Here is a 25,821-nt window from a genome sequence, read left to right on the forward strand (position 1 = left end):
GGGTCAGCGGAGGGCCTGAGCGGCGACCTTGAGGTCGTCGACCAGACCGGCGTACATGGCGTCGCGGTCCTCGGCGCGCAGGACGGCGGACGGGTGGATCGTCGCGACGACCTGCGCGTCCGCGTCGCCCGGAGGGGTCTCGTCGATCTCCCGCCCGGCGGCCGGGGTGCCGATCGTCTCCAGGTCGGGGAGGGCGAGCAGCCGCCCGCGCAGCTTCGTCACCCGGAACGACGAGCCCAGCAGCGCCTTGCCGGCGGTCGCGCCGAGCACGACGACCACGTCCGGGTCCAGGGTCCGCAGCTCGGCCAGCAGCCACGGCCGGCACGCGCGCATCTCGCCCGCGTTCGGCGTCTCGTGGATGCGCCGCTTGCCGCCCGACTGCCGCTTGAACTTGAAGTGCTTGACGGCGTTGGTGACGTAGACGTCGCCGCGCTCGATCCCCGCCTCCTCCAGCGCGCGGTCCAGGACGCGTCCGGCGGGGCCGACGAACGGGTGGCCCTGGCGGTCCTCCTGGTCGCCCGGCTGCTCGCCGATGAGGACGACCCGTCCGCCGGACGAGCCCTCGCCGAACACCGTCTGGGTGGCGTTCTCGTAGAGCCCGCAGCCCCGGCACCCGGCCGCGGCGCGGCGCAGCGCGCCCAGATCGGAGCGCCCGGCGGGGGAGTCCGGCAGGAACGGCTCGGCGTCGTGGGAAGTTTCCGCGTTCATCTCGCGTTTCCCCGTACCCGCCGTCTCCGGGATATTCGCGCGATCCGGCGACGGTGGGCCCGAGCAAGTAGACTTCAAGGCCATAAGACTGGAGGGAGCTGTGACCTCACACGGCCTGATCGATACCACGGAGATGTATCTCCGGACGGTGTTCGAGCTCGAAGAGGAGGGGATCATCCCCCTTCGCGCGCGCATCGCCGAGCGGCTCTCCCAGAGCGGCCCGACGGTGAGCCAGACGGTCGCGCGGATGGAACGCGACGGGCTGCTGCGGGTCGAGGGCGATCGGCACCTCGAGCTGACCGACAGCGGCCGCGGCCTGGCCACCCGCGTGATGCGCAAGCACCGGCTCGCCGAATGCCTCCTGGTCAACGTCATCGGACTGCCCTGGGAGGACGTCCACATCGAGGCGTGCCGGTGGGAGCACGTGATGTCGGAGGAGGTCGAGCGGCGGCTGGTCGCGCTGCTGGACAACCCGACCACCTGCCCGCACGGCAACCCGATCCCCGGCCTGGACGAGCTGGGCGGCCACGGCGACGACGCCGCCGCGGCGCCGCTGTCGGTGATGACCGCGGTCGCGAGCGCGTCGGGCGCCGCCGCCGTCGTCCGGCGGATCAGCGAGCAGGTGCAGATGGACAGCGACCTGATGCTTAGACTCAAGCAAATAGGGATACAACCGGGACGAGAGGTGACTCTCCGGGCGACCGATGACGGGGTGCGGGTGACCTGTGACGACGAGGCCGACGGTGCTGCGACGGAGTTGCCGCGCGACATCGCCGAGCACGTCTTCGTCAGCAGGCGCTGACACGGTCGGCGTGCCGCCCCCCGCCCCCGCCGCGACGGTCTATACCGAAGATCTCCATACCATCGCGCCGTTCGGGCGTATCCCGGTGGCGGGTTCGTCGTTCAATACGACGAGGAGAACACGAACGAGGACCGCGCCGCGACGCCCGGTGATCATCGCCGCGGGCGGTGCGGCCCGGCCGCGCGGACGCGACGCGGCCACCGGCGGGACCGCGACTGTGATCGGGATGGGGAGATGAAGCGTTGGGGGGAAGCGCCCTTCGAGGCGCATCTGCCGCCCGAGACCGTCCTCAACCAGATGGAGATGGCGGTCATCGTCTGCGACCGCTTCAGCAACGTCATCTACGGCAACGCGTTCGCGCGCCAGCTCTTCGGGTTCGGCGGCGACGAGATCATCGGGCACTCCATCCTGTCGCTCGGCATCGCCGAGGAGGACCACGAGCAGGCCACCGAGCTCGCCCGGCACGTCCTGAAGGGCGGCGTCTGGGAGGGCACCTTCTGCAACCTGCGCGCCGACGGCACCACCGTCTACACGCGCGCGCACGCCGTCCCCCTGCGGCACCCGTCCGGCGCGGTCGACGGCGTCGTGATCTTCGCGCGGGAGGCGCTGCGCTCGAACCAGCGCGACCAGGAGCGGTACGGGCTGCTGGAGCGGATCGGCGAGCGGCTCGCCGGGTCCCTCGAACTGGAGTCGACGCTGCGGCGCGTCGCCGACACCCTCGTCCCGCAGTTCGCCGACCACTGCTTCATCGACCTCTACAGCGGCGACCGGCTCTACCGGCGGGTGTCCCGGCACGCCGGCAACTGGGAGCCGCCGCCCGGCACCTGGGCCGAGGTCGGCGAGCCCGTCTCGTACCCGCCCGGCCACTTCAGCGCCAAGGCGATGGCGCGCCGCGACGCCGTCCTCGTCGAGGACATGGTCCAGCACCGCTTCGCCGCGCCGACCGAGTCGTCCCAGCGGCTCGGCGAGTCGATGGGCATCACCTCGGTGATCTCCGCGCCGCTGCTGGTGCGCGGCGAGCTGCTCGGCGTGATGAGCCTGGCGCTGTCCAACCTGTCCAAGCGGCCCGACCCGCACTACGACGGCTTCGACCGCGACCTGCTCGGCGCCATCGCCAGCCGCGTCGCGCTCGCCGTCGACAACGCGCTGCTGTTCGAGGAGGAGCGCGAGACCGCGCTCGCCTTCCAGAAGCACCTGCTGCCCGGCGACCGCCCGCCCCCGCTGGACGGCCTGCAGATCGCCTGGCGGTACGAGCCGGCCCGCCCGCTGGAGGCGCACGGGCACGGCATCCAGACCCAGGTCGGCGGCGACTGGTACGACGTGATCCCGCTGTCGGCCGGACGCGTCGGGCTCGTCATCGGCGACGTCGAGGGACGCGGCGCCCGCGCCGCGGCGGTGATGGGCCAGCTGCGCGCCGCGCTGCGCGCCTTCGCCCAGGACGACAAGCCCCCGGCCGACATCCTGCGCAAGCTCGACGAGTGGGTCCGGACGATGACCCGCCCGGAGCGGATGCGGTCCGGCTGGAACAGCGACGACCTCGTCCGCCCGCCGCTGGTGTCGTGCACCTACTTCGTGTACGACGCGTGGTCGCGGGTGCTGGAGTTCGCCAACGCCGGCCACGACCCGCCGCTGCTCATCGTGGACGGCGACGTCGGCGAGCTGGACTTCGAGAGCGAGGGCGCCATGCTCGGCGTCCGCGCCCCCGGCATGGGCGGCGAGATCCTCTTCAACGAGGAGCAGTGCGAGCTGCAGCCCGGCTCGACGCTCGTGCTGTACACCGACGGCCTCATCGACCGGCGGCCCAAGGACGACGGCGAGTACTACACGCGGGAGGAGTCCCGCGAGATGGTCCGCGACGCCGTCCAGCGGGTCGCGCGCGGCGGCGTCGAGGCCATCGCGAACGCCGCCTACGACGCCGTCCCCGGCGACATCGACGACGACGTGGCGATCGTGGTGATCCGCACCGCAGCCGACGAGCTGGCCGTCGAGGAGCGCACGTTCCCCGCCGAGCCGATCATGGTGTCGGAGGCGCGCCGGATGGCCGCCGACGCGTTCGCGTCCTGGGGCATGCTCGACGAGCAGGCCGAGCTGGCCTGCCTGCTGGTCTCCGAGGTCGTCACGAACGTCGTGCTGCACGCCACCTCGACCCCGCAGCCGCGCCGCGAGCTGGTCGTCCCGGTGCCCGCCGGGCCGCCCGGCCGCGGCGGCGAGCCGCTGAGCGCGCCGCCGCCCGTCCAGTTCAACACCGCGCAGGTCGGCGGCGCGTTCGAGGGCGGCCTCGACCCCGCCATGGACCCGGGCGGGTTCGACGAGGACGACTGGACCCTCGGCGCCGACCTCGGCCGCCGCGAGCCGCCCACCAAGGAGTTCCGGCTCCGGCTGCGGCGCGGCGGCGACGCGATCTGGGTCGAGGTGTTCGACTCCGACATGCGGCTGCCGCGCATCCGCAGCGCGGGCGAGACCGACGAGGGCGGCCGCGGCCTCTACCTCGTCGACCAGCTCGCGACCCGGTGGGGCGCCCGGCCGACCAACGACGGCAAGGCCGTCTGGTTCGAGCTGCCGCTGACCCCGTGATGCGGGCCTGGGCGGTGGACGCGCCGGCTCCGATCGCCTCGGGGCCGCTGCGCCGCGCCGACCGGGACGTCCCGTCGCCGGGGCCGGGGGAGCTGCTGGTGCGCGTCCTGGCCTGCGGCGTCTGCCGGACGGACCTGCACGTCGCGGAGGGCGACCTGCCCGTCCACCTGCCCGGCGTGACGCCCGGCCACGAGATCGTCGGGGAGGTCGCCGAGGCGGGCGCGGGCGCGCTGCACGCCGCCGGCGACCGGGTCGGCGTCGCGTGGCTGCGCGGCACCTGCGGCGCGTGCCGGTTCTGCCGCCGGGGCGCCGAGAACCTGTGCCCGTACTCGGTCTACACCGGCTGGGACGCCCACGGCGGCTACGCCGAGTACGCCCTCGCCGTCGACGCCTACACCTACGCGCTGCCGCCCGAGCTCGACGACGTGCGCGCGGCGCCGCTGCTGTGCGCGGGCATCATCGGCTACCGCGCCCTGCGCCGCGCCGACCTGCCGCCGGGCGGGCGGCTCGGGATCTGGGGGTTCGGCGGCTCCGCGCACCTCGCCGCGCAGATCGCGCTCGCCGAGGGCGCCGACGTGCACGTGTTCACCCGCAGCCCCGCCGCCCGCGAGCTGGCCCGCGACCTCGGCGCGTCCTGGGCCGGCGACTCCTTCGACGCCTCGCCGGAACCGCTCGACTCCGCGATCGTCTTCGCGCCGGCCGGCGAGCTCGTCCCCGCCGCGCTCGAACGCCTGGACCGCGGCGGCACGCTCGCCGTCGCCGGCATCCACCTGAGCGACGTCCCGCCCCTGAACTACCAGCGGCACCTGTTCCAGGAGCGGCAGGTCCGGTCGGTGACCGCCAACACCCGCGCGGACGGCGAGGAGTTCCTGCGCCTCGCGGCCCGCCTCGACGTCGCCGTCACCACGCACCCCTACCCGCTGGACGCCGCGGACCGCGCCCTCGCCGACCTCGCCGCCGACCGCTTCACCGGAGCCGCCGTCCTCGTCCCCTGACCGTCACGACGACCTCAGCCGCCTCCCCGGCCACGCAACGACCCTCACCGTCGCGATCGCGAGCGAAGCCGGATTCGAGCTTGCGAGAATCCGATCGCGCAGCGAGCCCCCAGGGCGAGTCGGAGCGATGCAGCGATCGCACGAACGCCCGTTGAAGGGAGGGCGTCCAACGCCCGACCGCCGAGGGCGATCAAATCGGCTCTGCGGCGACGTGGGCCCAGGACTGGGTGAACCAGAGCTCGCCGCCGATCACGCGGGGCTTCGCGCCGGTGCGGGGGCCGCCGTCGACCTCGTCGGTGAGCGCCTCGCGGATCCGGTCGGCGGACGCCTCGTCCCGCGCGCCCGCGAGCCACGGCTCCACGGGCCGCTCGACCGTGAACACGTCGAGCCGGCGGATCGACGCGCCCGCGGAAGTGATCATCTCGGTGAGCCGGGCGATGGACGGGGTGCCCGGGTGGTCGGGGTCGCGGAGCCGCTCGATCCGGTCGCGCTCGGGGCCGGCCAGGTTGCCGCGGACGAGGTCGGCGATGATCAGCCGCCCGCCGGGCCGGCAGACGCGCAGCAGCTCGCGCAGCACCCGCTCCGGCTCGCCCAGCGTGTACAGCGAGAACCGGGCTGTGACCAGCGAGAACGTGTTGTCGTGGTAGGGCAGCGCGGTGGCGTCGGCCTCGACCGCCGGGGCGGCGGGCCGGGGGCGCGGGTCCTCGCGGGTGGCCATGGCGGGCGGCCGGTCCCCGTCGTCCGGCGAGCCGGTGATGCGCACCGGGCCCGTCCCGAACTCGACCGTGGCCATCCGGCCGCTCCTGCCCGGTTCCTCCGGCGCGGGCGTCGCGTCCACCGCCGTCACGTGCCGGACCCGGGGGCGCAGCGCGGCGGGCATCGGCCCGCGGCCGCGCGCCACGTCCAGGCAGACGTCGTCGCGGTCGGGTTCGACGAACTCCAGCAGGCGCCTCAGGTGCGGGGCGATGCCGCCGGTGGTCTCCTGGACCGCGGTCGCCGGATGCGGCACGGGTGGTCTCCCTCGGCTCGGACCGGCTCCTCGGGCACGGGGACAGCGTGAAGCCGGTTTCGCCAGTTATGACTCCCGGTCGGGGCGGGAAGTTCGGATCCCGGGTGGGAAATTCACCGCCCCGCCGCGTCAGCCTCTCAGGTGCTCGCCGTACAGCGCCCCGACGACCAGCACGAACACGATGATCACCGCGGCTCGGGTGGGCATCGGCATGCGCAGCTTCACCGCGACCCAGCGCACGCAGAACGCGGCGAGGAGCGCGACGACCGCGAGGCTGAGAAGGCCCTCGTCCATGGTCACCTTCAATCCGGGGGGGAGTGCCGCCTCCTAGAACGATAGACGCGTAAGGCAAGGGTTACCTCGGAGTAGGAGCCCGGCGAGCCGCCCGATAACCTCGCGCATGTGGCAGATGCGAAGGAAGTAGACGGCCGGGACCGGCTGGACGACCTGATGACCAACGTGGCGCGGGCGCGGGTCGCCCTGGGCCTCGCGGCGTTCGCCGCGCCGAAGCTGACCGTGAAGGTGATGACGTCGGCCGGCGGCACCGACCCGGGACGCGACTACGTCGCCCGGATGTTCGCCGCCCGCGAGATCGCCCTCGGCGCCGGCTACCTGCTGAGCGACGGGCCCGGGCGGCGGCTGTGGGCCCGCGCGGGGCTGCTCGTCGACGCGCTCGACACGGTCAGCGGGCTGCGCACCCGCCGCGGCCTCCCGCTGTGGGTGACCGCCGGGGCCACCGCCATCGCGGGCGGCTCGGCCGCCCTGGGCGCCGCCAAGGTCGCCCGCGACATCGTGCGCTGACGTCCCCCCAGGGCCCCGGCCGCCGCGCCGGGGCCCCGACCCGGCGCCCCCGGGTTCCGATTTGGGGTGATCTCTGTGGGTAGACCTCCCCCGTCGGTCGGCGAGGGGGGAAGGCGGTATGACCGCTGACACGGTGGCGCGCGGCGAGGAGGCCATGCCCAAGGGCAGGGACCTGTACGTCATCCTCGGCGCGCTGATGCTGGCCATGCTGCTGGCGGCGCTGGACCAGACGATCGTCTCCACCGCGCTGCCCACCATCGTCAGCGACCTCGGCGGCCTCAACCACCTGTCCTGGGTCGTCACCGCGTACCTGCTGGCGTCCACCGCCTCGACGCCGCTGTGGGGCAAGCTCGGCGACCAGTACGGCCGCAAGCGGCTGTTCCAGGGGTCGATCGTCCTCTTCCTGGTCGGGTCGGCGCTGTGCGGCATCGCGCAGGACATGACGGAGCTGATCTTCTTCCGGGCGCTGCAGGGCCTCGGCGGCGGCGGGCTGATGGTGCTGGTCGTCGCGATCGTCGGGGACGTCGTGCCGCCCCGGGACCGGGGCCGCTACCAGGGGATGTTCGGCGCCGTCTTCGGCATCGCCAGCGTGTGCGGGCCGCTGCTCGGCGGCTGGTTCGTCGACAACCTGTCCTGGCGCTGGGTGTTCTACATCAACATCCCGATCGGCATCGTCGCGCTGCTGGTCATCGCCGCCGTCCTGCACGCCTCGGGGGAGCGCGAGCGGCACCGCATCGACTACCTCGGCTCGCTGCTGATCGTCGGCTGGTCCGTGGGGCTGGTGCTGATGACGACCTGGGGCGGCACCCGCTACGACTGGCTGTCCGCGCCGATCATCGTGCTCGCGGTCGTGTCGGTGGCGCTGATCGCGGTGTGGCTGCTGGTCGAGCGGCGCGCCGCCGAGCCGATCATGCCGCCGCACCTGCTGCGGCACGCGGTGTTCTCGCTGTCGTCGGCGATCAGCTTCGCGGTCGGCTTCGCGATGTTCGGCGCGCTGACCTTCCTGCCGATCTTCCTGCAGGTCGTGCACGGCGTCTCGCCCACCCTGTCCGGCGTGCACCTGCTGCCGATGATGATCGGCATGCTGGTCGCCTCGATCGGCTCCGGGCAGCTGATCAGCAGGACCGGCCGGTACAAGATCTACCCGGTGATCGGCACGCCGCTCATCGCGATCGCCCTGTTCCTGCTGTCGCGGCTGGACGAGAACTCCTCGACGCTGTCGATGAGCCTGCGGTTCGCGCTCCTCGGGTTCGGCCTGGGCCTGGTGATGCAGGTCCTCGTCATCGCGGTGCAGAACGCCGTCTCCTACCAGGACCTCGGCTCCGCGACGTCCGGGGTCACGTTCTTCCGGCAGATCGGCGGGTCGTTCGGTGTCGCGGTGTTCGGCTCGGTCTTCAGCAACGAACTGGCCTCGCATGTGGAGAGCCTCGCCAGGCGGGGGATGCTGCCGCCCGGCTTCAACCCGTCCGCCGTGCAGGGCAACCCGAAGCTGCTGGACCGGTTCCCCGGTTCGGTGAAGCAGGGCGTGCTGCACGCCTATGCGCAGTCCATCGACACCGTGTTCCTGTGGGCCGTGCCCGTCGCGGGGGTCGCGTTCGTCCTCACCTGGTTCCTGCGCGAGGTGCCGCTCCGCGCCACCTCCCAGACCCGCGACTACGGCGAGGGGTTCGGCGCGGCGCCGACCGTCCGCTCGTCCCGGCACGAGATCGAGCGGGCGCTCAGCGAGCTCATGCGGCGGGACGCGAAGGCCGCCGAGGTCTACAACCGGCTCGCCCGCCTCTGCGGCGTCGACATGCCCGCCGGCAGCATCTGGGCGCTGTGCCGCATCGCCAAGGACGAGACGGTCGCCGGCATGGACCTCGCGGACCGCGCCGGCGTCCCCATCGAGCAGGGCCGCCCGTACGTCGACCGGCTCGTGGACGCGGGGTACGTCCGGCGCGCCGGCGACGTCCTCGCCATCACGCCGTCCGGAGGGGCGACCGCGGAGCGGCTGTTCGCCGCGCGCCGCGAGGGCCTCGAGAAGCACGTCGAGGGCTGGTCGCCCGAGGAGCATCCGGAGCTGTCGGACGTGCTGACCAAGCTCGCCCGCGTCTCGCTGGGGGAGGACGCCGACGGGACCGTCCTGAAGCCCGGCCGGCCCGCCGGGACCGCGTCCTGACGCGCCCGCGTCACGGACCCCTCGGGAACCCTTTCGTCGTACGGTGAGCATCGCTGCGCCGAGACTCAGCTCACATGGCGTTGCGCTACAAGGGATGTAATCTCATACTGACGACCGAATCTCACTCGGTTTCGGGACGGAACCCCAGAATTTTGGAGGCGTAGTGGCCGAGGCGTACATCGTCGGCGCGGTCCGTACCCCCGTCGGTACCAAGAAGGGCGCCCTCAAGGACGTGCACCCCGCCGACCTCGGGGCGCACGTGCTCAAGGAGCTCGTGAACCGGACCGGCGTCGACCCCTCCGCGGTCGAAGACGTGATCATGGGCTGCGTCATGCAGGCCGGCCCGCAGGCGCTGGACATCGCGCGCACCGCCTGGCTGTCGGCCGGGCTGCCGGAGAGCGTGCCCGGCGTCACCATCGACCGCCAGTGCGGCTCCTCCCAGCAGGCGATCCACTTCGCCGCGCAGGGCGTCCTGTCCGGCACCCAGGACCTCGTCGTCGCGTCCGGCGTGGAGCACATGGCCAAGGTGCCGATGGGCGCCACCATCGTCCAGGGCCTCGACTTCCCGTACGGCGAGGGTTGGGGCGAGCGCTACGGCCAGCAGGAGATCTCCCAGTTCCGCGGCGCCGAGCTGATGGCCGAGAAGTGGGGCTTCACCCGCGAGGACCTGGAGAAGTTCGCGCTGGAGAGCCACAAGCGCGCCGCCAAGGCCATCGAGGCCGGCTACTTCGACCGCGAGATCGCCCCGCTCGCCGGGCTGTCCAAGGACGAGGGCGCCCGCCCCGACACCACCCTGGAGAAGATGGCGGGCCTGAAGACCCTCCGCGAGGGCGGCGTCATCACCGCCGCGGTGTCCTCGCAGATCTCCATCGGCGCGTCGGCGCTGCTGATCGCCTCCGAGGAGGCCGTCAAGCAGCACAACCTGACCCCGCGCGCCCGCATCCACACCCTCGCCGTCACCGGCTCGGACCCGGTCTACATGCTGACCGGCCCGATCCCGGCGACCGAGAAGGCGCTGTCCAAGGCCGGCCTCAAGATCGACGACATCGACGTCTTCGAGGTGAACGAGGCGTTCGCCCCGGTCCCGATGGCGTGGGCGCACGACACCGGCGCCTCGCTGGAGAAGACCAACCCCAACGGCGGCGCCATCGCCACCGGCCACCCCCTGGGCGCGACCGGCGGCATCCTGATGACCAAGCTGCTGCACGAGCTGGAGCGCACCGGCGGCCGCTACGGCCTCCAGACGATGTGCGAGGGCGGCGGCCAGGCCAACGCCACCATCATCGAGCGGCTGTAGCTTCCCGCGATCCCGGCCGCTTCTGCGTGGCCCATCCTCGGTTCAGGGGGTGGGCCACGAGTGTTCGCGGGGCGGGATGATGGCCTTCCGGTGGAGCGGCGGGGAGTGGAGCATGTACGAGACGATCGTCTACGAGATCGCGGAGCGGGTCGCGCGGATCACGCTGAACCGGCCCGACGCCCGCAACGCGCTCAGCGACACCATGATCGACGAGCTGCTCGACGCGTTCGAGCGGGCGAAGGCCGACGACGGCGTGCGGGTCATCGTGCTGACCGGGGCGGGCGACCGGGCCTTCTGCGCGGGCGCCGACCTCGGCGGGCTCGGCCGGGCGCAGGCGGACGGACGGTCCGTCGCGGACGCCGCGGCGATCCGGGAGAGCGCCCCGTTCCGGCTGTTCACCGCGTTCCCGAAGCTCGGCAAGCCGATCATCGCGCGGCTCGCCGGGCACGCGGTCGCCGGCGGGCTCGGCCTCGCCGCGGCGTGCGACCTGGTGGTGGCGGCCGACGACGTCAAGCTCGGCACCCCCGAGGTCAACGTGGGCCTGTGGCCCATGATGATCATGGCGATCATCAACCGGAACGTCGCGCCGAAGCACGCGTTCAAGCTCTACTACACCGGGCAGCGCGTCACCGCGGCCGAGGGCCGCGACATCGGCCTGGTCACCGAGGTGGTGCCGCGCGCCGAGCTGGACGCGCGGGTGGACGAGCTGGCCCGCACCATCGCGGCCAAGAGCCCGCTCGGCCTGCGCCGCGGCCGCGACGCGTTCTTCGCGATCGAGGGCCGTCCGCTGGAGGACCAGGTGGAGCACCTGCTGTCCGAGCTCGTCGGCCTGGCCGCCACCGAGGACGCCAAGGAGGGCATCACGGCGTTCCTGGAGAACCGCGCCCCCGACTTCCAGGGCCGCTGACCGCCGCGCGACCGGCTCGTTGCTCGGGTGGCTCGTGGGTCGATGGCTCGGCGGGGCGCGGTCAGCCGGTCGCGGTGAGGGTGAGGGTGCGCTGGAGCTCGGCGGCGCGGGCGTGCATGCGGTCGGCGGACTTCTCGATCCGGGGGAGCCTGCCCGTGCGGCAGGAGATGGCGAGCGCGCCGATCGCGGTGCCGGTCGCGTCCGTGACCGGGACCGCCGCGCAGCCGGTGCCGAGGGCGTACTCGTCGCGGTCGAGGGAGAGCCCGCAGGGCGAGGTCAGCGTGCTGAGCAGCCGGGTCCGCTCGGTGATGGTGTTCGGGGTCAGGTCGACGAGGGGATGCCGGGAGAGATAGTCGCGGAGCCGCTCGTCGTCGAGCTGGCTCAGCATGCACTTGCCGAGCGCGGTGGCGTGCGCGGACTCGTCGAAGCCGACCCAGACGTCGACGCGGGGCGCGCGCGGGCCGTCGGCGATGTCGATGAGGCGGATCTCGTCGTCCACGTGCATGCCGAAGTAGCACGCGACGCCCAGCTCGTCGCGGAGCGCGATCAGCGTCGGGCGGACCCGGGCGAGCAGCTGCTGCGTCCGGCTCCGGCCGTGCAGCGACTGGACGCGGTCGCCGAGCACCCAGACGCCGTCCGGGAGCCGCATGGCGTAGCCCTCGTGGGCGAGGGTGCGCAGCAGGTGGTAGGCGGTGGCGAGGGGCAGCCCGGCCTCGCGGGCCAGCTGCTTCGCGGGCGCGCCGCTCGGATGCGACGCCACCACCTCCATGAGGTGCAGCGCCCGCTGCACCGAGGCGATGAGAGTGGGCCTGCGTGTCTCATCCATCACGCACAGCGAACCCCTCCCGCCTGGCGAGGTCAAGGGCTTTGGCGGTACTCGGCCCCCTTGCGCGCGACACGCCTGGACGGCGCGGGAGTACACGGCGGGACGGCCGGGGAGTAATTTCGGGACAGTGCAACCTCTGGGGGCGGATCCCCCAGACCCCCCAGGGCTGCCGCCCGAAGGGCGGGCGGGAGCAGGGGAAACGCTTCCGAGGAGCCGGCATGAGCCAGCCGAGTCGCAGCCAGACCCCCGTCGACGAGCGGACCGCGCGGCGGGTCGCCGAGGAGGCCCGCGAGAGCGAGTGGCGGCTGCCGAGCTTCGGGAAACAGCTCTTCCTCGGCGACTTCCGGCTCGATCTCGTCCACCCGCATCCCCGCCCGGACGTGGCGTCGCGGCGGCGCGGCGAGGCGTTCCTCGCGCGGCTCACCGAGTTCTGCGCCACCCGGATCGACCCCGCGCTGATCGAGCGCGAGTCCCGCATCCCCGACGACGTGGTCAACGGCCTGCGGGAGATGGGCGCGCTCGGCATGAAGATCCCCGAGCACTACGGCGGCCTCGGGCTCAGCCAGCTCTACTACGGCCGGGCCCTGATGGTCGTCGGGTCGGTGAGCCCCGCGCTCGGCGCGCTGCTGTCGGCGCACCAGTCCATCGGCGTCCCGCAGCCGGTGAAGATGTTCGGCACGGAGGAGCAGAAGGAGCACTGGCTGCCGCGGTGCGCGAAGCAGATCAGCGCGTTCCTGCTCACCGAGCCCGACGTCGGCTCGGACCCGGCGCGGCTGCGCGCCACCGCCGTCCCCGACGGCGACGACTACGTCCTCAACGGTGTCAAGCTGTGGACGACCAACGGCGTCGTCGCGGACCTGGTCGTCGTCATGGCGCGCGTGCCGAAGTCCGACGGGCACCGGGGCGGCATCTCCGCGTTCATCGTGGACATGGCCGCGCCCGGCATCACCGTGGAGAACCGCAACGCGTTCATGGGGCTGCGGGGCATCGAGAACGGCGTGACGCGCTTCCACGACGTGCGCGTCCCGAAGGCCAACCTGATCGGCGCGGAGGGCGCGGGCCTGAAGATCGCGCTGACCACGCTGAACACCGGGCGGCTCTCGCTGCCCGCGATCTGCGCGGCGAGCGGCAAGTGGGCCGCGAAGATCGCCCGTGAGTGGTCGAAGGAGCGGGTGCAGTGGGGGCGGCCGGTCGGCGAGCACGAGGCCGTGGCCCGCAAGATCGCGTTCATCGCCGCGACCGCCTACGCGCTGGAGACCGTCCTCGACCTGTCCGGCCAGCTCGCCGACGACGAGCGCAACGACATCCGGATCGAGGCGGCGCTGGCGAAGCTGTGGTCGTCGGAGATGGCCTGCCGGATCGCCGACGAGCTGGTCCAGCTGCGCGGCGGCCGCGGTTTCGAGACGGCCGAGTCGCTCGCCGCGCGCGGCGAGCGGGGCGTGCCCGCCGAGCAGCTGCTCCGCGACCTGCGGATCAACCGGATCTTCGAGGGCTCCACCGAGATCATGCATCTGCTGATCGCGCGCGAGGCGGTGGACGCGCACCTGTCCGTCGCGGGCGACATCATCGACCCCGACGCGTCCGCCGGGAAAAAGGCGCGCGCGGCGGCGAAGGCGGGCGGCTTCTATGCGCGCTGGCTGCCGACCCTCGTGACGGGCGCGGGGCAGCGGCCGAACGCGTACGCCGAGTTCGGCGCGCTCGCCAAGCATCTGCGGTACGTGGAGCGCGCCTCCCGGAAGCTGGCCCGGTCCATCTTCTACGCGGCGGGCCGCTGGCAGGGGCGGCTGGAGTACAAGCAGGGCTTCCTCGGCCGGATGGTGGACATCGGCGCGGAATTGTTCGCGATGAGCGCCGTCTGCGTCCGCGCCAATGCCGATTCCTCGGGCCTTGGTCCGCTTTCCGGATCCATTGTTGACGGTGCGAGCGAGGCCAATGTCCCCGGTGCGTCCGCGGTGCTGCTGGCCGACGCGTTCTGCCGGCAGGCGCGCGTCCGCGTCGACGAACTCTTCGACGGGCTGTGGCGCAACACCGACGAGATGGACGTGAAACTCGCGCGCGCCGTCCTCGCCGGCGATTTCGCCTGGGTCGAGGAAGGCGTATTGGACCCCTCCATTCCCGGACCGTGGATCGCGCCCGCCGAACCAGGTCCGAGCGAAAGGGAGAGCGTCCACCGCACGATCGGCTGAGAACGCCGCTCTGACCTGCGGTGCGTGACCGGCGGACTGCGGTGCGCTACGGTGGCGTGTCCCGGTCGCCGGTCGGTGGGACCGGTCACACCGGGACAGACCGGTCGCCGGTCCTGTGCACCGATTCCCGAACGCCGGGCATTGCGGTTGCGTACGGATGGGTAGACTGTCCCGACCTTGCGCCAGAGATCAGACCATCCCGAGGGATCCGGTCCGTCGATCCGGCGAAAACAAGCAGAACGCCAACGCACCCAGCGAGCGGGAAGTATGCAGCAACCTGGTCAGAAGAAGTCCATCGCAGGAACCCTACTCAATCTACTCGGAAGCGGCCCGAAACCCGCGCCCGCGGCGCCCACCGCGGGGGACGGAGAGGTCATCCAGCCCGCCGCCGGCGACGGGGCGCTGGAGAACCACCTGGGCGGTGACGAGGCCCGCAACTACCGCAAGTACGAGTACGAGACCGTCGCTCCCCACGTCGGACGCTCGCTGCTGGAGATCGGCTCCGGGCTCGGGCACTTCTCCGAGCAGTTCGCCGGCCGCCTCGACTACCTCGCCGTCAGCGACAACGACCCGTACTGCGTCGGCGAGCTGCGCAAGCGCTACGCGGACAACGACGACGTCGAGGTCATCGACCTCGAACTGCCGGCCGAGATCGACATCCGGCAGAAGGTCGACACGGTCGTGATGATGAACGTCCTGGAGCACATCAAGGACGACGTCCAGGCGCTGCGCGACCTCGCGTCCGTCACGCTGCCCGGCGGGCGGATCGTCATCTGGGTGCCCGGCTACATGCAGCTGTACGGCGACTTCGACCGCAAGGTCGGGCACGTCACGCGCTACACCCCGGCGACGCTGGAGGCCTCGGTCCGCGAGGCCGGGCTCGTCCCCGAGGTGCTCAAGCCGATCAACTTCCTCGGCGGGATCGCCTGGTGGTTCGCGGTCCGCCGCGGCGGCGCCGGCTACCCCGACCCCCGGCTGGTCAAGATCTACGACCGGACCGTGGTGCCGGTGACCCGCACCATCGAGCGGCTCGTCCGGCCGCCGTTCGGGCAGACCGTCTTCTGCGTGGCCCGCGTCCCGCGCTAGCGCGGGGTGCGGCGCGCCCGCGGCGGGCACGAGATCATCACCATGTGAACTCGTGCCCGCCGTTTTCGGTATGTCGCCCGTTGCACGGCGCAATGGGCGGAGCACACTGGGCAGTGGCCGGAACGGTCGCGGGCCGCCTCTCCGGGGGGAGGAGCACCGCATGCTTCCGCGGCGCGCGGCCGTGAAGGCCGGCCACGTCAGTTCCCGTGTGGTCCGACGGTTCGGTGGCGGGGGTCCGGGAGGGGGGTTCCCGCCACGGAACCATGCCCGCCCGCGCCCGCCCGCCCGGCGGAGCGCCCCGCCGAGCCGGCGAACAGCATGAGCCGGTGCGCGGTCGCGGCGGCCTCGCCCCGGTTCGCCACGTCGAGCTTGCCGAGGATGTTCGACACGTGCACGCTGGCCGTCTTGACCGAGATGAACAGCGCCTCGGCGATGTCGCGGTTGCTGCGGCCCTCGGCGACCAGGCGCAGCACCTCGTACTCGCGCGGGGTCAGGCCCAGCGGCGCGGACGGCTCGGCGCCGCCGCGGCGCGGCGCCCGCGTCCGGCGCAGCAGCTCGGCGACCCGCTCCGCGAGCGGCTCGGCGCCGAGGTCCGCGGCGGCGTCGGCCGCGATCCGCAGCCGCCCGGCCGCCGCGTCGTGGTCGCCGTCCGCCAGCGCCGCCTCCGCGGCGTGGACGAGCGCCTGCGCGCGGGCGTACCGGTTGCCGAGCGACTCCCACGCGGCGGCGGCCGCGTCCCAGGCGGCCTGGTCGAGGACGCCCCGGGCGCGGGCCGCCTCGGCGTCGAAGAGGAGCTTGTTGGCGCGCTGCAGCGGGCCGCTGATCGTCAGGCCGGCGGCGCGCTCCTCGATCCGGCGCAGCATCGGCGCGGCGGCCGCGCCGATCTCGGCGCAGGCCGTGGCGCCCGCGATCAGCACCGGCAGGGCGTAGCGGGCGTCGTCCGGCAGGCCCGCCACCTCGATCACCCGCTCGACCGCGGGGAGCACGTCCTGCGGGCGGCCCTCGGCCAGCGCCAGCCGCGCCTCCAGCCAGAGCGAGCTGAAGTAGTCCTGCGTCTTCAGCCACTTCATCTTCAGCCGCATGATCTCGCGGGAGCCCTCGAGGCGCTCGCGGGCGGTGTCCAGGTCGCCGCGGGCGAGCGCCACGGCGCCCGACAGGACCAGCAGCGACGTCCGGATCGTCACCGCGGGTTCCTGCTCCATCGCGTGGTTCATCACCGCGATGGCCTCGTCCCACCGCCCGAGGGAGACCAGCGGCTCGGCCTGGTTGATGCACAGGAACGTGCCCTGCGTCCGCGCCACGCCGTACTCGAGGGCCAGCTCCTTGCCCTTCGCGGCGACGGCCGCGGCCTCCTCGTGCCGGCCCGCGCCCTCCAGGAAGTGCGACTTGATGACGTAGTAGCGCAGCAGGGCCCGGTGGTTGCCGCCGACGGTGGCGATCCGCTCGATCTCGTTGAGCGTGGCCTCCGTCGTGGCGCTGTAGTCGGAGTAGTCGATGTCGGCGCAGAACAGCGTGATGAGCGCCTGCGTCTCGGCGACCGGGTCGGCGAGCTTGCGGGCGATCTCCAGCGACTCCGCCGCCGCGGCCTGGGCCTCGGGGATGTCGGTGGAGAACCGCACGTAGGTCGCGAACGTCGAGAGGACGCGCGCGCGGAGCACCGTCGGGGGATCGGCCGGCAGCGCCTTCACCGCGGCCCGCAGGTCGTCGACGAAACCCGGGCGCGCCATCTCGTAGCGCATGTGGCCGCGCAACTCCAGCAGCGCCGCCCAGCGCTCGGTGTCCATCGCGTCCTCGCCGGCGGCCTCGACCTCCTTCAGCGCGGCCGTGGCGAACTTCAGGCCCCGGTCGTACTCGCCGGCCAGGTCGGCGGCGGCAGCGGCGTCCTCCATCACCTTGATGTGGTCGGCGCCGATGCGCTCCGCCGCGTCGGGCACGCGGTCCCAGAGGTTCAGCACCCGCGACAGCATCGTCAGGCACTCGGCGTAGGCGAGGGCCTTGCGCGCGTCGGCCGCCGCCCGCCACGACGCGACCAGCGCCCACGTGGCGTCGTTGGCGGCCTTCCAGTGGTGGCTGAGCTCCACCCAGAGCCGTCCGGACGGCACCAGCCCCGGGTCGTTCTCCAGGGCCTCGGCGTAGCGGGTGTGCAGGCGCGTGTACTCGCCGGGCAGCAGGTCGTCGTGGACGGCCTCGCGGATCAGCGCGTGCCGGAACGCGTACCCGTCGCCGTCCACGACCAGCACGTTCGCGGCGACGGCCGGGCGCAGCACCCGGGTCAGCGCGGAGTCGTCCAGGCCCGACACGGCGGCCAGCAGCGCGTGCTCGATCCGGGTGCCGCCGCCGCTGGCGTCCCTCAGCACGTCCTGGGTCTCCTCGGGCAGCCGCTGGACGCCCGCGAGCAGCAGGTCCCGCAGCGACTCGGGCAGCTCGCAGGCGAGGGTCCCGTCGTCGTCGAGCAGCGCCTCGATGAACAGCGGGTTCCCCTCGCTGCGCGCGTCGATCCGCTCGACCAGGCCCGGCGGCGGCGCGTGCCCGAGCACCTCGGTGACCAGTGCCGCGACGTCCGAGCGGGCCAGCCGGGTGATCTCCAGCCGGCTCACCCGGTCGACCCGCTCCAGCCCGCCGAGCAGCGGCCGCAGCGGATGGGCGCGGTGCAGCTCGTCCGACCGGTACGTCACCACGATCAGGACGGGCGCGACGCTCAGGTTGCGGACCAGGAACGCCAGCAGGTCGCGGGTGGAACGGTCCGCCCAGTGCGCGTCCTCGATGACGAGGACGACCGGCTCGCGCTCGGCGAGCCGCTCCAGCAGGGTCAGCACCACCTCGAACAGCCGGGCCCGCTCCTCGCCGGACGCGGCGTCGCTCTCCGGCTCGCCGAACTCCGGCAGCAGCCGGGCGAGGCTCCCGGTGTCGCCGCGCGGGACGAGCGCCGCGACGCCGTCGATGCCGATGTCGCGGACCAGGCCGCGCAGCACGGTGGTGAACGGCGCGAAGGGCAGGCCGTCGGAGCCGAGCTCCAGGCAGCCGCCGATGAGGACGCGGGCCCGCCCGCCGCGGGCGACGGACGCCGCGAACTCGCGGATCAGCCGGGTCTTGCCCAGGCCCGCCTCACCGCCGACCAGCACCGCGCCGGGAGCCGACGCCAGCGCGTCCTCCAGCAGGCCGAGCTCGGCTGCCCTGCCGACCAGGACGGGACTCATCGCACGCGCGCTCACGTCACAAGAATGCCAAATGAATCCGACAATCCCACCTGAATATCAGTCGGTGAGATGGCGCCAGCCCTCGCCGCGGTGCTCGTCCAGCCCCGCGACCCGCCCGCCGGGCAGCGGCGGGTGCGCCGCGGTGCGGACCGGACCCGCGTCCAGCACGCCGCGCGCCCGGAAATGATCGAGGTCGAGCATCTCGGCGCCGGTGAGCAGCGGCGCGACCGGCGCCCCGGCGGCCGACAGCCGCTCCATCGCCTCGTCCCTGGTGAGCCGGGCGATGGCGGCCGCCACCTCGCCGTCCAGCTCGGCGACCCGGCCGAGCCGCTCGGCGAACGGGACGTCCGCCGCCCCGTCCAGGCCGAGCGCGCGGCAGGTCGCCGCCCACAGCCGCTCCTCCGACACGACCCCGAGCGTGATCTTCAGGCCGTCCTTGGTGGCGTAGACCCCGTACCCGGGGACGGGCCCGGTCACGTGCGGCGCCGGGCGGGGCGGCGGGGGCGTGGCCGGTTGCGGCCGGAGGGCCTCCGGGACGGTGCTCGTCCAATGCGCCAGCACGTCGGCCATCCCCAGGTCGATCCGGTCGCCCTCGCCGGTGGCGCGGGCCTTGAGGCACGCGGCGGTGATCGCGAACGCGGCCATCGTCGCGGCGGACATGTCGGCGACCGGCAGCTCCTCCAGGGACGGCGACACCGCGTCCGGCGGCAGCGTCGCCGCGTAGGCGCGGTAGTTGACGTCATGCCCCGGCACCTGCGCGAGCGGCCCGTCCGCCCCGTAACCCGAGATCGAGCAGTACACGAGCCGCGGGTTGCGCGCGCGCAGCACGGCGTCGCCGACCCCGAGCCGGTCCGCGACGCCGGGCCGGAACCCCTCGACGAACACCTCGGCGTCCGCCGCGAGCTCCAGGCACCGCTCCCGGCCCTCGTCGGACTTCAGGTCCAGCACGATGCTGCGCTTGCGCCGGTTGAGCAGGTCGAAGTGCCCCTGGAACATCCGCATGGGCTCGCCGCCCGGCGGCTCCACCTTGATGACGTCGGCGCCGAGCTGGGCGAGCAGCTGCGTGGTGTACGGGCCCGGCCGCCACATCGTCAGGTCCAGCACGCGCAGTCCGTCCAGCGGCGCCATGGGTTCTCTCCGCGTCCTCGGCCCTCCGGCGGGCGGGCGCCCGGCCTCCCGCCATCGTGTCGATCTCCGGACGGCTCAGTCAAGCAAGTGCTTGGTCCGCGTGCTCGGCCCGCGCGTCAGAACCAGCAGGGGCCGCTGCCCCAGGCCCAGGACCACTCCTCCGGGACGAGCAGGTGGATGTGGCACGACATGTTGCCCCAGACGACGTACGGGCCCTTGTCGTCCCAGCCGACGAAGCCGAGTTCCACCTGGGTCCGGAGCTGTGCGGGCAGCTGCGCGGCCGGCGCCTTGGGCTTGGGCGCGGCCTCCGCCGGCAGGGTGCCGAGGGCCAGCGTTCCGGACAGCGCGAGCGCCGCCGCGGCGGCAGTGATCTTCCTCATGCGCCGATCCTCCCTCTCGCCGGCTGAAAATGCCAGTAATTACTGGCAAGTTGTCGCCGGAGGCGGCTGTTGACGGGGTGTCCAATTCGGGTGATGCTGGCCGGGTAGGGCCGGGTCGCAGAGTGTCATCGCTGGTCATGGGGGTGGTCGAGATGCGGTTCGGTCTCTTCTACGAGCACCAGCTGCCCCGGCCGTGGGCGGACGGGCAGGAGCTGCGGCTCTACCAGGACGCGCTGGACCAGGTCGAGATCGCCGACCGGGTCGGGTTCGACCACCTCTGGGAGGTCGAGCACCACTTCCTGGAGGAGTACAGCCACTCGTCGGCGCCCGAGGTGTTCCTCGCGGCGGCGTCGCAGCGGACGAAGCGGATACGGCTCGGGCACGGGATCGTCCAGCTGCCGCCCGCCGTGAACCATCCCGCGCGGATCGCCGAGCGGATCGCGACGCTCGACCTGGTCTCGAACGGGCGGGTGGACTTCGGGACGGGCGAGTCCAGCTCCGGCGCGGAGCTCGGCGGGTTCGGCGTGCGGCGCACCGAGAAGCGGGCGCAGTGGCAGGACGCGATCGACGCCGTCACTCGGATGTTCGTCGAGGAGCCGTTCGCCGGATGGCGGTCGCCGTACCTGCGGATGCCGCCCCGGAACGTCATCCCGAAGACCGTGCAGAAGCCGCATCCGCCGCTGTGGGTGGCCTGTTCGAGGCGGGAGACCATCCAGTTCGCGGCCCGCAACGGGATAGGCGCGCTGTCGTTCTCGTTCGTCGAACCCGAGGACGCGGGAAAGTGGGTCGACGAGTACTACCGCATCCTGGAGTCGGAGGAGTGCGTTCCGGCGGGGTTCGCGGTGAACCCGAACGTGTCGGTGGTGCTCCCGATGATGCTGCACGAGGACGAGGCCACCGCGATCGACCGGGGCATCGACGGCGCGCACTTCTTCGCGTTCGCGCTGGCCCACTACTACGGGGCGACGCCGCACGACCCCGGGCGCACCAGCGTGTGGGACGAGTTCCAGGAGCGCCGGGCGTCCCAGGGGTTCGACCGCGAGCAGATCATCGCCAACGCGGAGTCGCTGAACGTGAACGTCGGCTCCCTGCGCGGCGCGGTCGGGACCCCGGAGCAGGTCGTCGATCTGATCCGGCGGTACGAGTCGGTCGGCGTCGACCAGATCTCGTTCGTGTTGCAGGCCGGGCCGAACCGGCACGAGCACATCTGCGAGAGCCTCGAACTGTTCGGCACGTCGGTGCTGCCGCACTTCACCGAAGGCCGCGAGGAGCGGGAGGCGGCCAAGGCGGAGCGCCTCGCGCCCGCCATCGAGGCGGCCCTCGCACGGCGGAAGCCCGCCCGGACATCGCCGCCCGGATACCGCATCGACGAGGACGCCGAGGTCGCGCGCGCCCAGCGCTCGCCCCGCTCCCGCCGCCCCGTGCGGCAGGAGATCCGCGCGGCGGCCCGGCGGCGGGCCGCGCAGGGCTTCTACAAACTGGTGCACGGCAGGACGGACGAGCAGATCGAGCGCCGCTTCGGGCCGAACGCGCAGCGGCTGTTCTTCACCGGGATGGCCCGCGCCTATGACCCGTCCGCCGCCGCGGGGTTCGCGGGCGACATCGAGTTCCGCCTGACGCCCGGCCACGGCCCCGCGACCACCTGGACGGTCCACGTGTCCGGTGAACGGGCCAGGGCCCGCGCCGGCGGGTCCGGGGACCCCGACATCGCGCTCAGCGCCCGCACGGCCGACTTCCTGCGCATTCTCGCCGGGGACGCCAACCCGGCGTCGCTGCTCATGGACGGCCGGCTCGCCATCCGGGGGAACTACGAGCTGGCGCCGCGGATCAGCGAGATGTTCGGCGGCCCGTCCCCCTACTGAGAAGGGGTGGCCGTGGTCCCCCGATCACCACGGCCACCAGTACGTCTGATGCACCCCATGCCGCTCGGGTTCGCGGTGTTAGGGGACGAATGTTCGCCGCCGCAGTACCGTCGCGGGGTGTTCTCGCTCCATGAACCGCCGCTGTTCGCGCGGCTCCGGGACGCCCGGCGGATCCTGGTGGCCGGGGCCGGCGGCGGATTCGACGTCTACGCCGGACTGCCGCTCGCCATCGCCCTCCTGGACCGGGGCAAGGACGTCCACTTCGCGAACCTCTCGTTCAGCTCGCTCTACGGGCTGCCCTCCGACACCTGGCTGGACGACGGCGTCGCCGCCGTGACGCCCGAGACCGAGAGCCGCGACGCCTACTTCCCGGAGGGCGCCCTCGCCCGCTGGCTCGACCGCAACGGCCTCCCGTCGACCGTCCACGCCTTCCCCAAGCTCGGCGTGCGGCCCCTCCGCGAGGCGTACGGCCACCTGGCGGACCGGCTCGGGCTGGACGCGATCGTCCTGGTGGACGGCGGCACGGACATCCTGCTGCGCGGCGACGAGGCCGGGCTCGGCACGCCCGAGGAGGACATGGCCAGCCTCGCCGCCGTGCACGGCCTCGACGTCCCCGAGAAGATCGTCGTCTCGCTCGGATTCGGTGTGGACGCCTATCACGGCGTGAACCATGTCCACGTCCTGGAGAACCTCGCCGCCCTGGCCCGCGACGGCGCCTACCTGGGAGCCTTCTCCCTGCCGGCCGAGAGCCGCGAAGCCTCGCTCTACCTCGACGCGGTGGAGTACGCCCATGCGGCGCACGAACCGTATCCGAGCATCGTCAACGGCTCGATAGCGGCCGCCCTGCGCGGCCATTTCGGCGACGTCCGGTTCACCGAACGCACGCGGGGGAGCGAATTGTTCATCAATCCCCTGATGGCGATGTACTTCGCCGTCGACCTGGACGGGCTGGCCCGCCGCTCGCTCTATCTCGACCGTCTTGAGAAGACCCGGACGATCCATCAGATCGCCGCCGCGATCGAAGCGTTCCGGGAGGAACTCCCGCAGACCCGCCCGCCTCGGCAATACCCTCACTGACCTCAACGGGCTGCTGCGCCCGGGCCTAGCCTTGGCGGATGAAGGTCATTGTGGCCGCGATGCTGGTTCTGAGCGGATTCGCTGTTCCGGCGCGGGCGGACGCGGGGTTGGCGCCACTGGTCGACATGGCGGCGCGGCGGCTCGACGTCGCGGACCTGGTCGCCGCCGCCAAGTGGGGGACGGGCAAGCCCATCGAGGACCCGGTGCGCGAGCAGCGGATACTCGACTCGGTCGCCGAGCGGTCCGCGGCGATGGGCATCGACCCGGAGACCGCGCAGCGGATCTTCCGTGACCAGATCGAGGCGGGCAAGCTCGTCCAGCGCGGCCTGTTCGCCCGGTGGGCGATCCGCCCCGGCGACGCCCCGGCGCACCGGCCCGACCTGGAAAAAGACGTCCGGCCGCTGCTCGACCGGATCACCGGCGAGCTGCTCGCCGACCTCAGGGAGACGCAGGACGCGCGCCGCGCCCCGTCCTGCCGCACGGAGCTGGTGGAGGCCGTCGGGCGGGTCGAGGCGGCCCGCCGCCCGGACGCCCTGCACCGCGCCGGGCTGCTCCGCGCGATTCCATCGATCTGCTGACAAAGCGCACCCGGCCCGCCCGGATCGCCGAGGCGCTGGCGGCCGCGCGCCGAGCGGAGGCCGTGCACCGCGACATCAAACCCGCCCCGACTTCGGGCTCGCCGCCGTACCGGAGGAAACCGCCCTCACCGCCCGCGGCGCCCTGCTCGCCCCGCCCACCTGGCCCCCGGGCAGGTCGACGACCGGGAGACCACCGCCGCGTCCGACGTCTGGTCCTCGGCGTCACCCTGGACAACGCCGTCGAAGGGCGCCCGGCGGCACGACGGCGGCGCTGCTGCTGGCCGCCTCGCGGGGCGAGCCCGCGCCCATAGAGCGCGCGCGGGCGTTTGGCGCCGGTCCTGCGCAGGATGCTCCGCCGCGATCCGCGACGGCGTCCCAGCCCGCAGGACGTCGACGTGCTGCCGCGGCATGCGGACACCCGCAAGGTCTTCGTGATCCGGCCGTGCACACCAACCCCGTCAGCGCGATGGCGTTCAGTCCTGACGGCAAGACCCTCGGCCATCGGGAGCGGTGACGCGACCCTGGGGATGTGGGACACGGCTGACGCGGGCATGCACGCGACGGCCTGAAAACGCTGAGGCCGTTCGTGCCGGCCGTGCAACCTTCCCGGCCCCTGGACGCATCAGTGGGGTGTGGAACGGCCGAGGAGCGAGCACATGCAGGGACGGGACGACGAGTTCACCGCCTACGTGACGGCCAGGACGCCCTGGCTGCGGCGGGTGGCGTACCTGCTGTGCCAGGACTGGCACCGGGCGGACGATCTCGTGCAGACCGCGATCACCCGCCTGTACCTGCGGTGGCACCGCGCGTCGGCGGCCGACAACCTCGACGGTTACGCGCGCACGGTGCTGGTCAGGGTGTTCCTCGCCGAGCAGCGCGGCGGCTGGCTGCGGCGCGTCCGGCTCGTCGCGGAGCCGCCCGACGGACCGGGCGGCGCGCCCGACCCCGACGGCGGCCTCGATCTGCGGGACGCGCTCGCCGCGCTGCCGGCGAGGCAGCGGGCCGCCGTCGTGCTGCGCTTCTACTGCGATCTGTCGGTCGAGCAGACCGCCGGCGTCCTCAACTGCTCGACGGGGACCGTCAAGAGCCAGACGTCGCGCGGGCTGGACGCGCTGCGCCGCGCGCTGCACCCGGTGCAGAGCCTCACGGATGGGGAGAACCCGGCATGAACGATCTGAAGGAGCGGCTGGAAGGGATCGCCGCGACGCCCGGACCGGTGACGTCCGTGGACGCGGCGGCGGCGATCAGGAGGGGCCGCCGGATCAGGCGCGGGCGGCGCGCCGCGGCGGGCACGCTGGCGGCCGGGCTCGGAGCGGCGGCGGTCGCCGTCGCGGTGCTGCCCGGCTCGCCGGACCAGCCGCGGCGGGTCCGGCCCGCCGAGCAGGTGCGGTATCCGGACCTGCTCGTCCCGCCCGCGTCGTTCGGCTGGCTGCCGCCCGGCTACGCGCAGACCAAGGTCTCGCGGGACGACCAGGAGCGGCCCAGCGTCACGGTGTCCGCGAGCAAGGGCAAGGGCGGGGACGAACCGGACACGGCGGTCGAGCTGACCGTCCTCGGGCCCGGCCCGGAGCCGCCGATCGCGAAGCTGCCCGGCGGGAAGGAGGGCCGCTGGACGGGTACGGAGCTCATCAACGGACGCGTCGGGCACTGGACGATCGAGCCGGGCGGGCCGGGCTCCGACCAGGTGCCCGCCGAACTGCGCTGGGAGTACCAGCCGCACCGCTGGGCGCTGCTGTCGGTCCTCGACCGCGGGATCGCGAAAAAGGAGACCGTCCAGCGCATCGCGAAGGGGGTGCGGTTCGGCGGCGGCAGGCCCGCGGCGTTCCCGTTCCGGGCGACCGGCGTACCAGGCGGGCTGAAGCCGGCGCAGGTCTCGCTCGGCCAGGGCCCGGACGCCGAACTCTGGCTCACCTCCTCCGGGCAGGGGGGCGGCGAGCTCCTCATCGAGGTCACCGCCGGAAGCCGGCGAACCCCGGCGCGCACCAACACGAAGGTCGACGGGCATCCCGCCTTCGACTCCCGCCTGTCCCGCTCCGATCCGAAGACGGGCCGCAACCCGGCGAACGCGCAGCGGCTGGTCGTCTACGGCTCGCACGGCTTCGACGTCACGCTGCAGGCGACGGGCGGGCCGCTGCGGAGCCTCCAGGCGGCGGGCGGGCTGACCGGCCTGTACCGGCGGGTCACCCTGCTCGGCGACGACCCGGCGCGCTGGACGACGGCGCCGCTCGGCTGACCGGACGGAACCTCCGG

The 25,821-nt window shown here is 73.2% G+C and carries 21 protein-coding genes; 14 read left to right on the plus strand and 7 right to left on the minus strand.

Annotated elements, in window-relative coordinates; genetic code table 11:
- Positions 1–3: 3 nt before the first annotated feature.
- Positions 4–708 carry a UdgX family uracil-DNA binding protein gene (locus ABT299_RS14880; protein ID WP_500251095.1) on the minus strand — a complete coding sequence of 235 codons (705 nt, stop codon included), beginning with the start codon at positions 706–708 and terminating at the stop codon, positions 4–6.
- A 100-nt stretch (positions 709–808) separates the two neighbouring features.
- Between ABT299_RS14880 and ABT299_RS14885 the strand changes: the two genes are divergently transcribed.
- From ABT299_RS14885 to ABT299_RS14895, 3 genes are all read left to right on the plus strand, one after another.
- Positions 809–1,510, plus strand: a complete 702-nt coding sequence (locus tag ABT299_RS14885; protein WP_151542213.1) for an iron-dependent transcriptional repressor DtxR — start codon at positions 809–811, stop codon at positions 1,508–1,510.
- A 234-nt stretch (positions 1,511–1,744) separates the two neighbouring features.
- Complete coding sequence (locus tag ABT299_RS14890) at positions 1,745–4,084, plus strand: SpoIIE family protein phosphatase (RefSeq protein ID WP_190860315.1); 2,340 nt, start codon at positions 1,745–1,747, stop codon at positions 4,082–4,084.
- Entirely contained in the window at positions 4,084–5,079 is a 996-nt protein-coding gene (locus ABT299_RS14895) for a zinc-binding alcohol dehydrogenase family protein (protein WP_190860454.1), read from the plus strand. The genes ABT299_RS14890 and ABT299_RS14895 overlap by 1 nt, the downstream gene beginning before the upstream one ends.
- 190 nt (positions 5,080–5,269) lie before the next feature.
- Here ABT299_RS14895 and ABT299_RS14900 read toward each other — a convergent pair whose 3' ends face one another.
- Together ABT299_RS14900 and ABT299_RS14905 are read right to left on the minus strand one after the other, a co-directional pair.
- A complete protein-coding gene (locus ABT299_RS14900) occupies positions 5,270–6,088 on the minus strand; it encodes a class I SAM-dependent methyltransferase (protein WP_500251096.1) in 819 nt (272 codons plus the stop codon).
- Between the two features lie 129 nt (positions 6,089–6,217).
- Positions 6,218–6,382, minus strand: coding sequence for a hypothetical protein (locus ABT299_RS14905; RefSeq protein WP_173096635.1), 165 nt, complete (start codon positions 6,380–6,382; stop codon positions 6,218–6,220).
- Positions 6,383–6,490: 108 nt separating this feature from the next.
- Between ABT299_RS14905 and ABT299_RS14910 the strand changes: the two genes are divergently transcribed.
- From ABT299_RS14910 to ABT299_RS14925, 4 genes are all read left to right on the plus strand, one after another.
- Entirely contained in the window at positions 6,491–6,889 is a 399-nt protein-coding gene (locus ABT299_RS14910) for a hypothetical protein (RefSeq protein WP_347256844.1), read from the plus strand.
- A 118-nt stretch (positions 6,890–7,007) separates the two neighbouring features.
- Positions 7,008–9,047 (plus strand): MFS transporter, encoded by a 2,040-nt coding sequence (locus ABT299_RS14915; RefSeq protein WP_387027532.1) that lies wholly within the window; start codon positions 7,008–7,010, stop codon positions 9,045–9,047.
- Between the two features lie 163 nt (positions 9,048–9,210).
- Complete coding sequence (locus tag ABT299_RS14920) at positions 9,211–10,344, plus strand: acetyl-CoA C-acetyltransferase (protein ID WP_190860324.1); 1,134 nt, start codon at positions 9,211–9,213, stop codon at positions 10,342–10,344.
- Between the two features lie 112 nt (positions 10,345–10,456).
- Positions 10,457–11,251 carry an enoyl-CoA hydratase-related protein gene (locus ABT299_RS14925; protein WP_500251097.1) on the plus strand — a complete coding sequence of 265 codons (795 nt, stop codon included), beginning with the start codon at positions 10,457–10,459 and terminating at the stop codon, positions 11,249–11,251.
- A gap of 61 nt (positions 11,252–11,312) precedes the next feature.
- Here the strand turns inward: ABT299_RS14925 and ABT299_RS14930 are convergent, their stop codons facing one another.
- A complete protein-coding gene (locus ABT299_RS14930; protein WP_190860329.1) occupies positions 11,313–12,077 on the minus strand; it encodes an IclR family transcriptional regulator in 765 nt (254 codons plus the stop codon).
- A gap of 218 nt (positions 12,078–12,295) precedes the next feature.
- On the opposite strand from ABT299_RS14930, the gene ABT299_RS14935 reads away from it, so the two are divergent.
- Both ABT299_RS14935 and ABT299_RS14940 read left to right on the plus strand, forming a co-directional pair.
- A complete protein-coding gene (locus tag ABT299_RS14935; RefSeq protein WP_500251098.1) occupies positions 12,296–14,263 on the plus strand; it encodes an acyl-CoA dehydrogenase family protein in 1,968 nt (655 codons plus the stop codon).
- A gap of 267 nt (positions 14,264–14,530) precedes the next feature.
- A complete protein-coding gene (locus tag ABT299_RS14940; RefSeq protein ID WP_241755908.1) occupies positions 14,531–15,349 on the plus strand; it encodes a class I SAM-dependent methyltransferase in 819 nt (272 codons plus the stop codon).
- 197 nt (positions 15,350–15,546) lie between these two features.
- Here the strand turns inward: ABT299_RS14940 and ABT299_RS14945 are convergent, their stop codons facing one another.
- From ABT299_RS14945 to ABT299_RS14955, 3 genes are all read right to left on the minus strand, one after another.
- Positions 15,547–18,561, minus strand: coding sequence for a helix-turn-helix transcriptional regulator (locus ABT299_RS14945; protein WP_500251099.1), 3,015 nt, complete (start codon positions 18,559–18,561; stop codon positions 15,547–15,549).
- A gap of 42 nt (positions 18,562–18,603) precedes the next feature.
- Positions 18,604–19,674 carry a CaiB/BaiF CoA transferase family protein gene (locus ABT299_RS14950; protein WP_500251100.1) on the minus strand — a complete coding sequence of 357 codons (1,071 nt, stop codon included), beginning with the start codon at positions 19,672–19,674 and terminating at the stop codon, positions 18,604–18,606.
- A gap of 116 nt (positions 19,675–19,790) precedes the next feature.
- The gene (locus ABT299_RS14955) at positions 19,791–20,054 is read right to left on the minus strand and encodes a hypothetical protein (RefSeq protein WP_500251101.1); all 264 of its coding nucleotides are present in this window, start codon (positions 20,052–20,054) and stop codon (positions 19,791–19,793) included.
- A 137-nt stretch (positions 20,055–20,191) separates the two neighbouring features.
- On the opposite strand from ABT299_RS14955, the gene ABT299_RS14960 reads away from it, so the two are divergent.
- The 5 genes from ABT299_RS14960 (at position 20,192) to ABT299_RS14980 (ending at position 25,804) form a co-directional block, all read left to right on the plus strand.
- Positions 20,192–21,916 carry an LLM class flavin-dependent oxidoreductase gene (locus tag ABT299_RS14960; RefSeq protein WP_500251102.1) on the plus strand — a complete coding sequence of 575 codons (1,725 nt, stop codon included), beginning with the start codon at positions 20,192–20,194 and terminating at the stop codon, positions 21,914–21,916.
- Positions 21,917–22,033: 117 nt separating this feature from the next.
- Positions 22,034–22,993 (plus strand): DUF1152 domain-containing protein, encoded by a 960-nt coding sequence (locus tag ABT299_RS14965; protein ID WP_500251103.1) that lies wholly within the window; start codon positions 22,034–22,036, stop codon positions 22,991–22,993.
- Positions 22,994–23,031: 38 nt separating this feature from the next.
- A complete protein-coding gene (locus tag ABT299_RS14970) occupies positions 23,032–23,571 on the plus strand; it encodes a chorismate mutase (RefSeq protein WP_500251104.1) in 540 nt (179 codons plus the stop codon).
- A gap of 656 nt (positions 23,572–24,227) precedes the next feature.
- Complete coding sequence (locus tag ABT299_RS14975; protein ID WP_190860353.1) at positions 24,228–24,740, plus strand: SigE family RNA polymerase sigma factor; 513 nt, start codon at positions 24,228–24,230, stop codon at positions 24,738–24,740.
- On the plus strand, positions 24,737–25,804 hold the full coding sequence (locus ABT299_RS14980) for a hypothetical protein (protein WP_500251105.1): 1,068 nt from the start codon (positions 24,737–24,739) through the stop codon (positions 25,802–25,804). The genes ABT299_RS14975 and ABT299_RS14980 overlap by 4 nt, the downstream gene beginning before the upstream one ends.
- The last annotated feature ends 17 nt before the right edge of the window (positions 25,805–25,821 follow it).

This window comes from Spirillospora sp. NPDC000708 (assembly GCF_040299565.1).
Classification (GTDB): domain Bacteria; phylum Actinomycetota; class Actinomycetes; order Streptosporangiales; family Streptosporangiaceae; genus Spirillospora.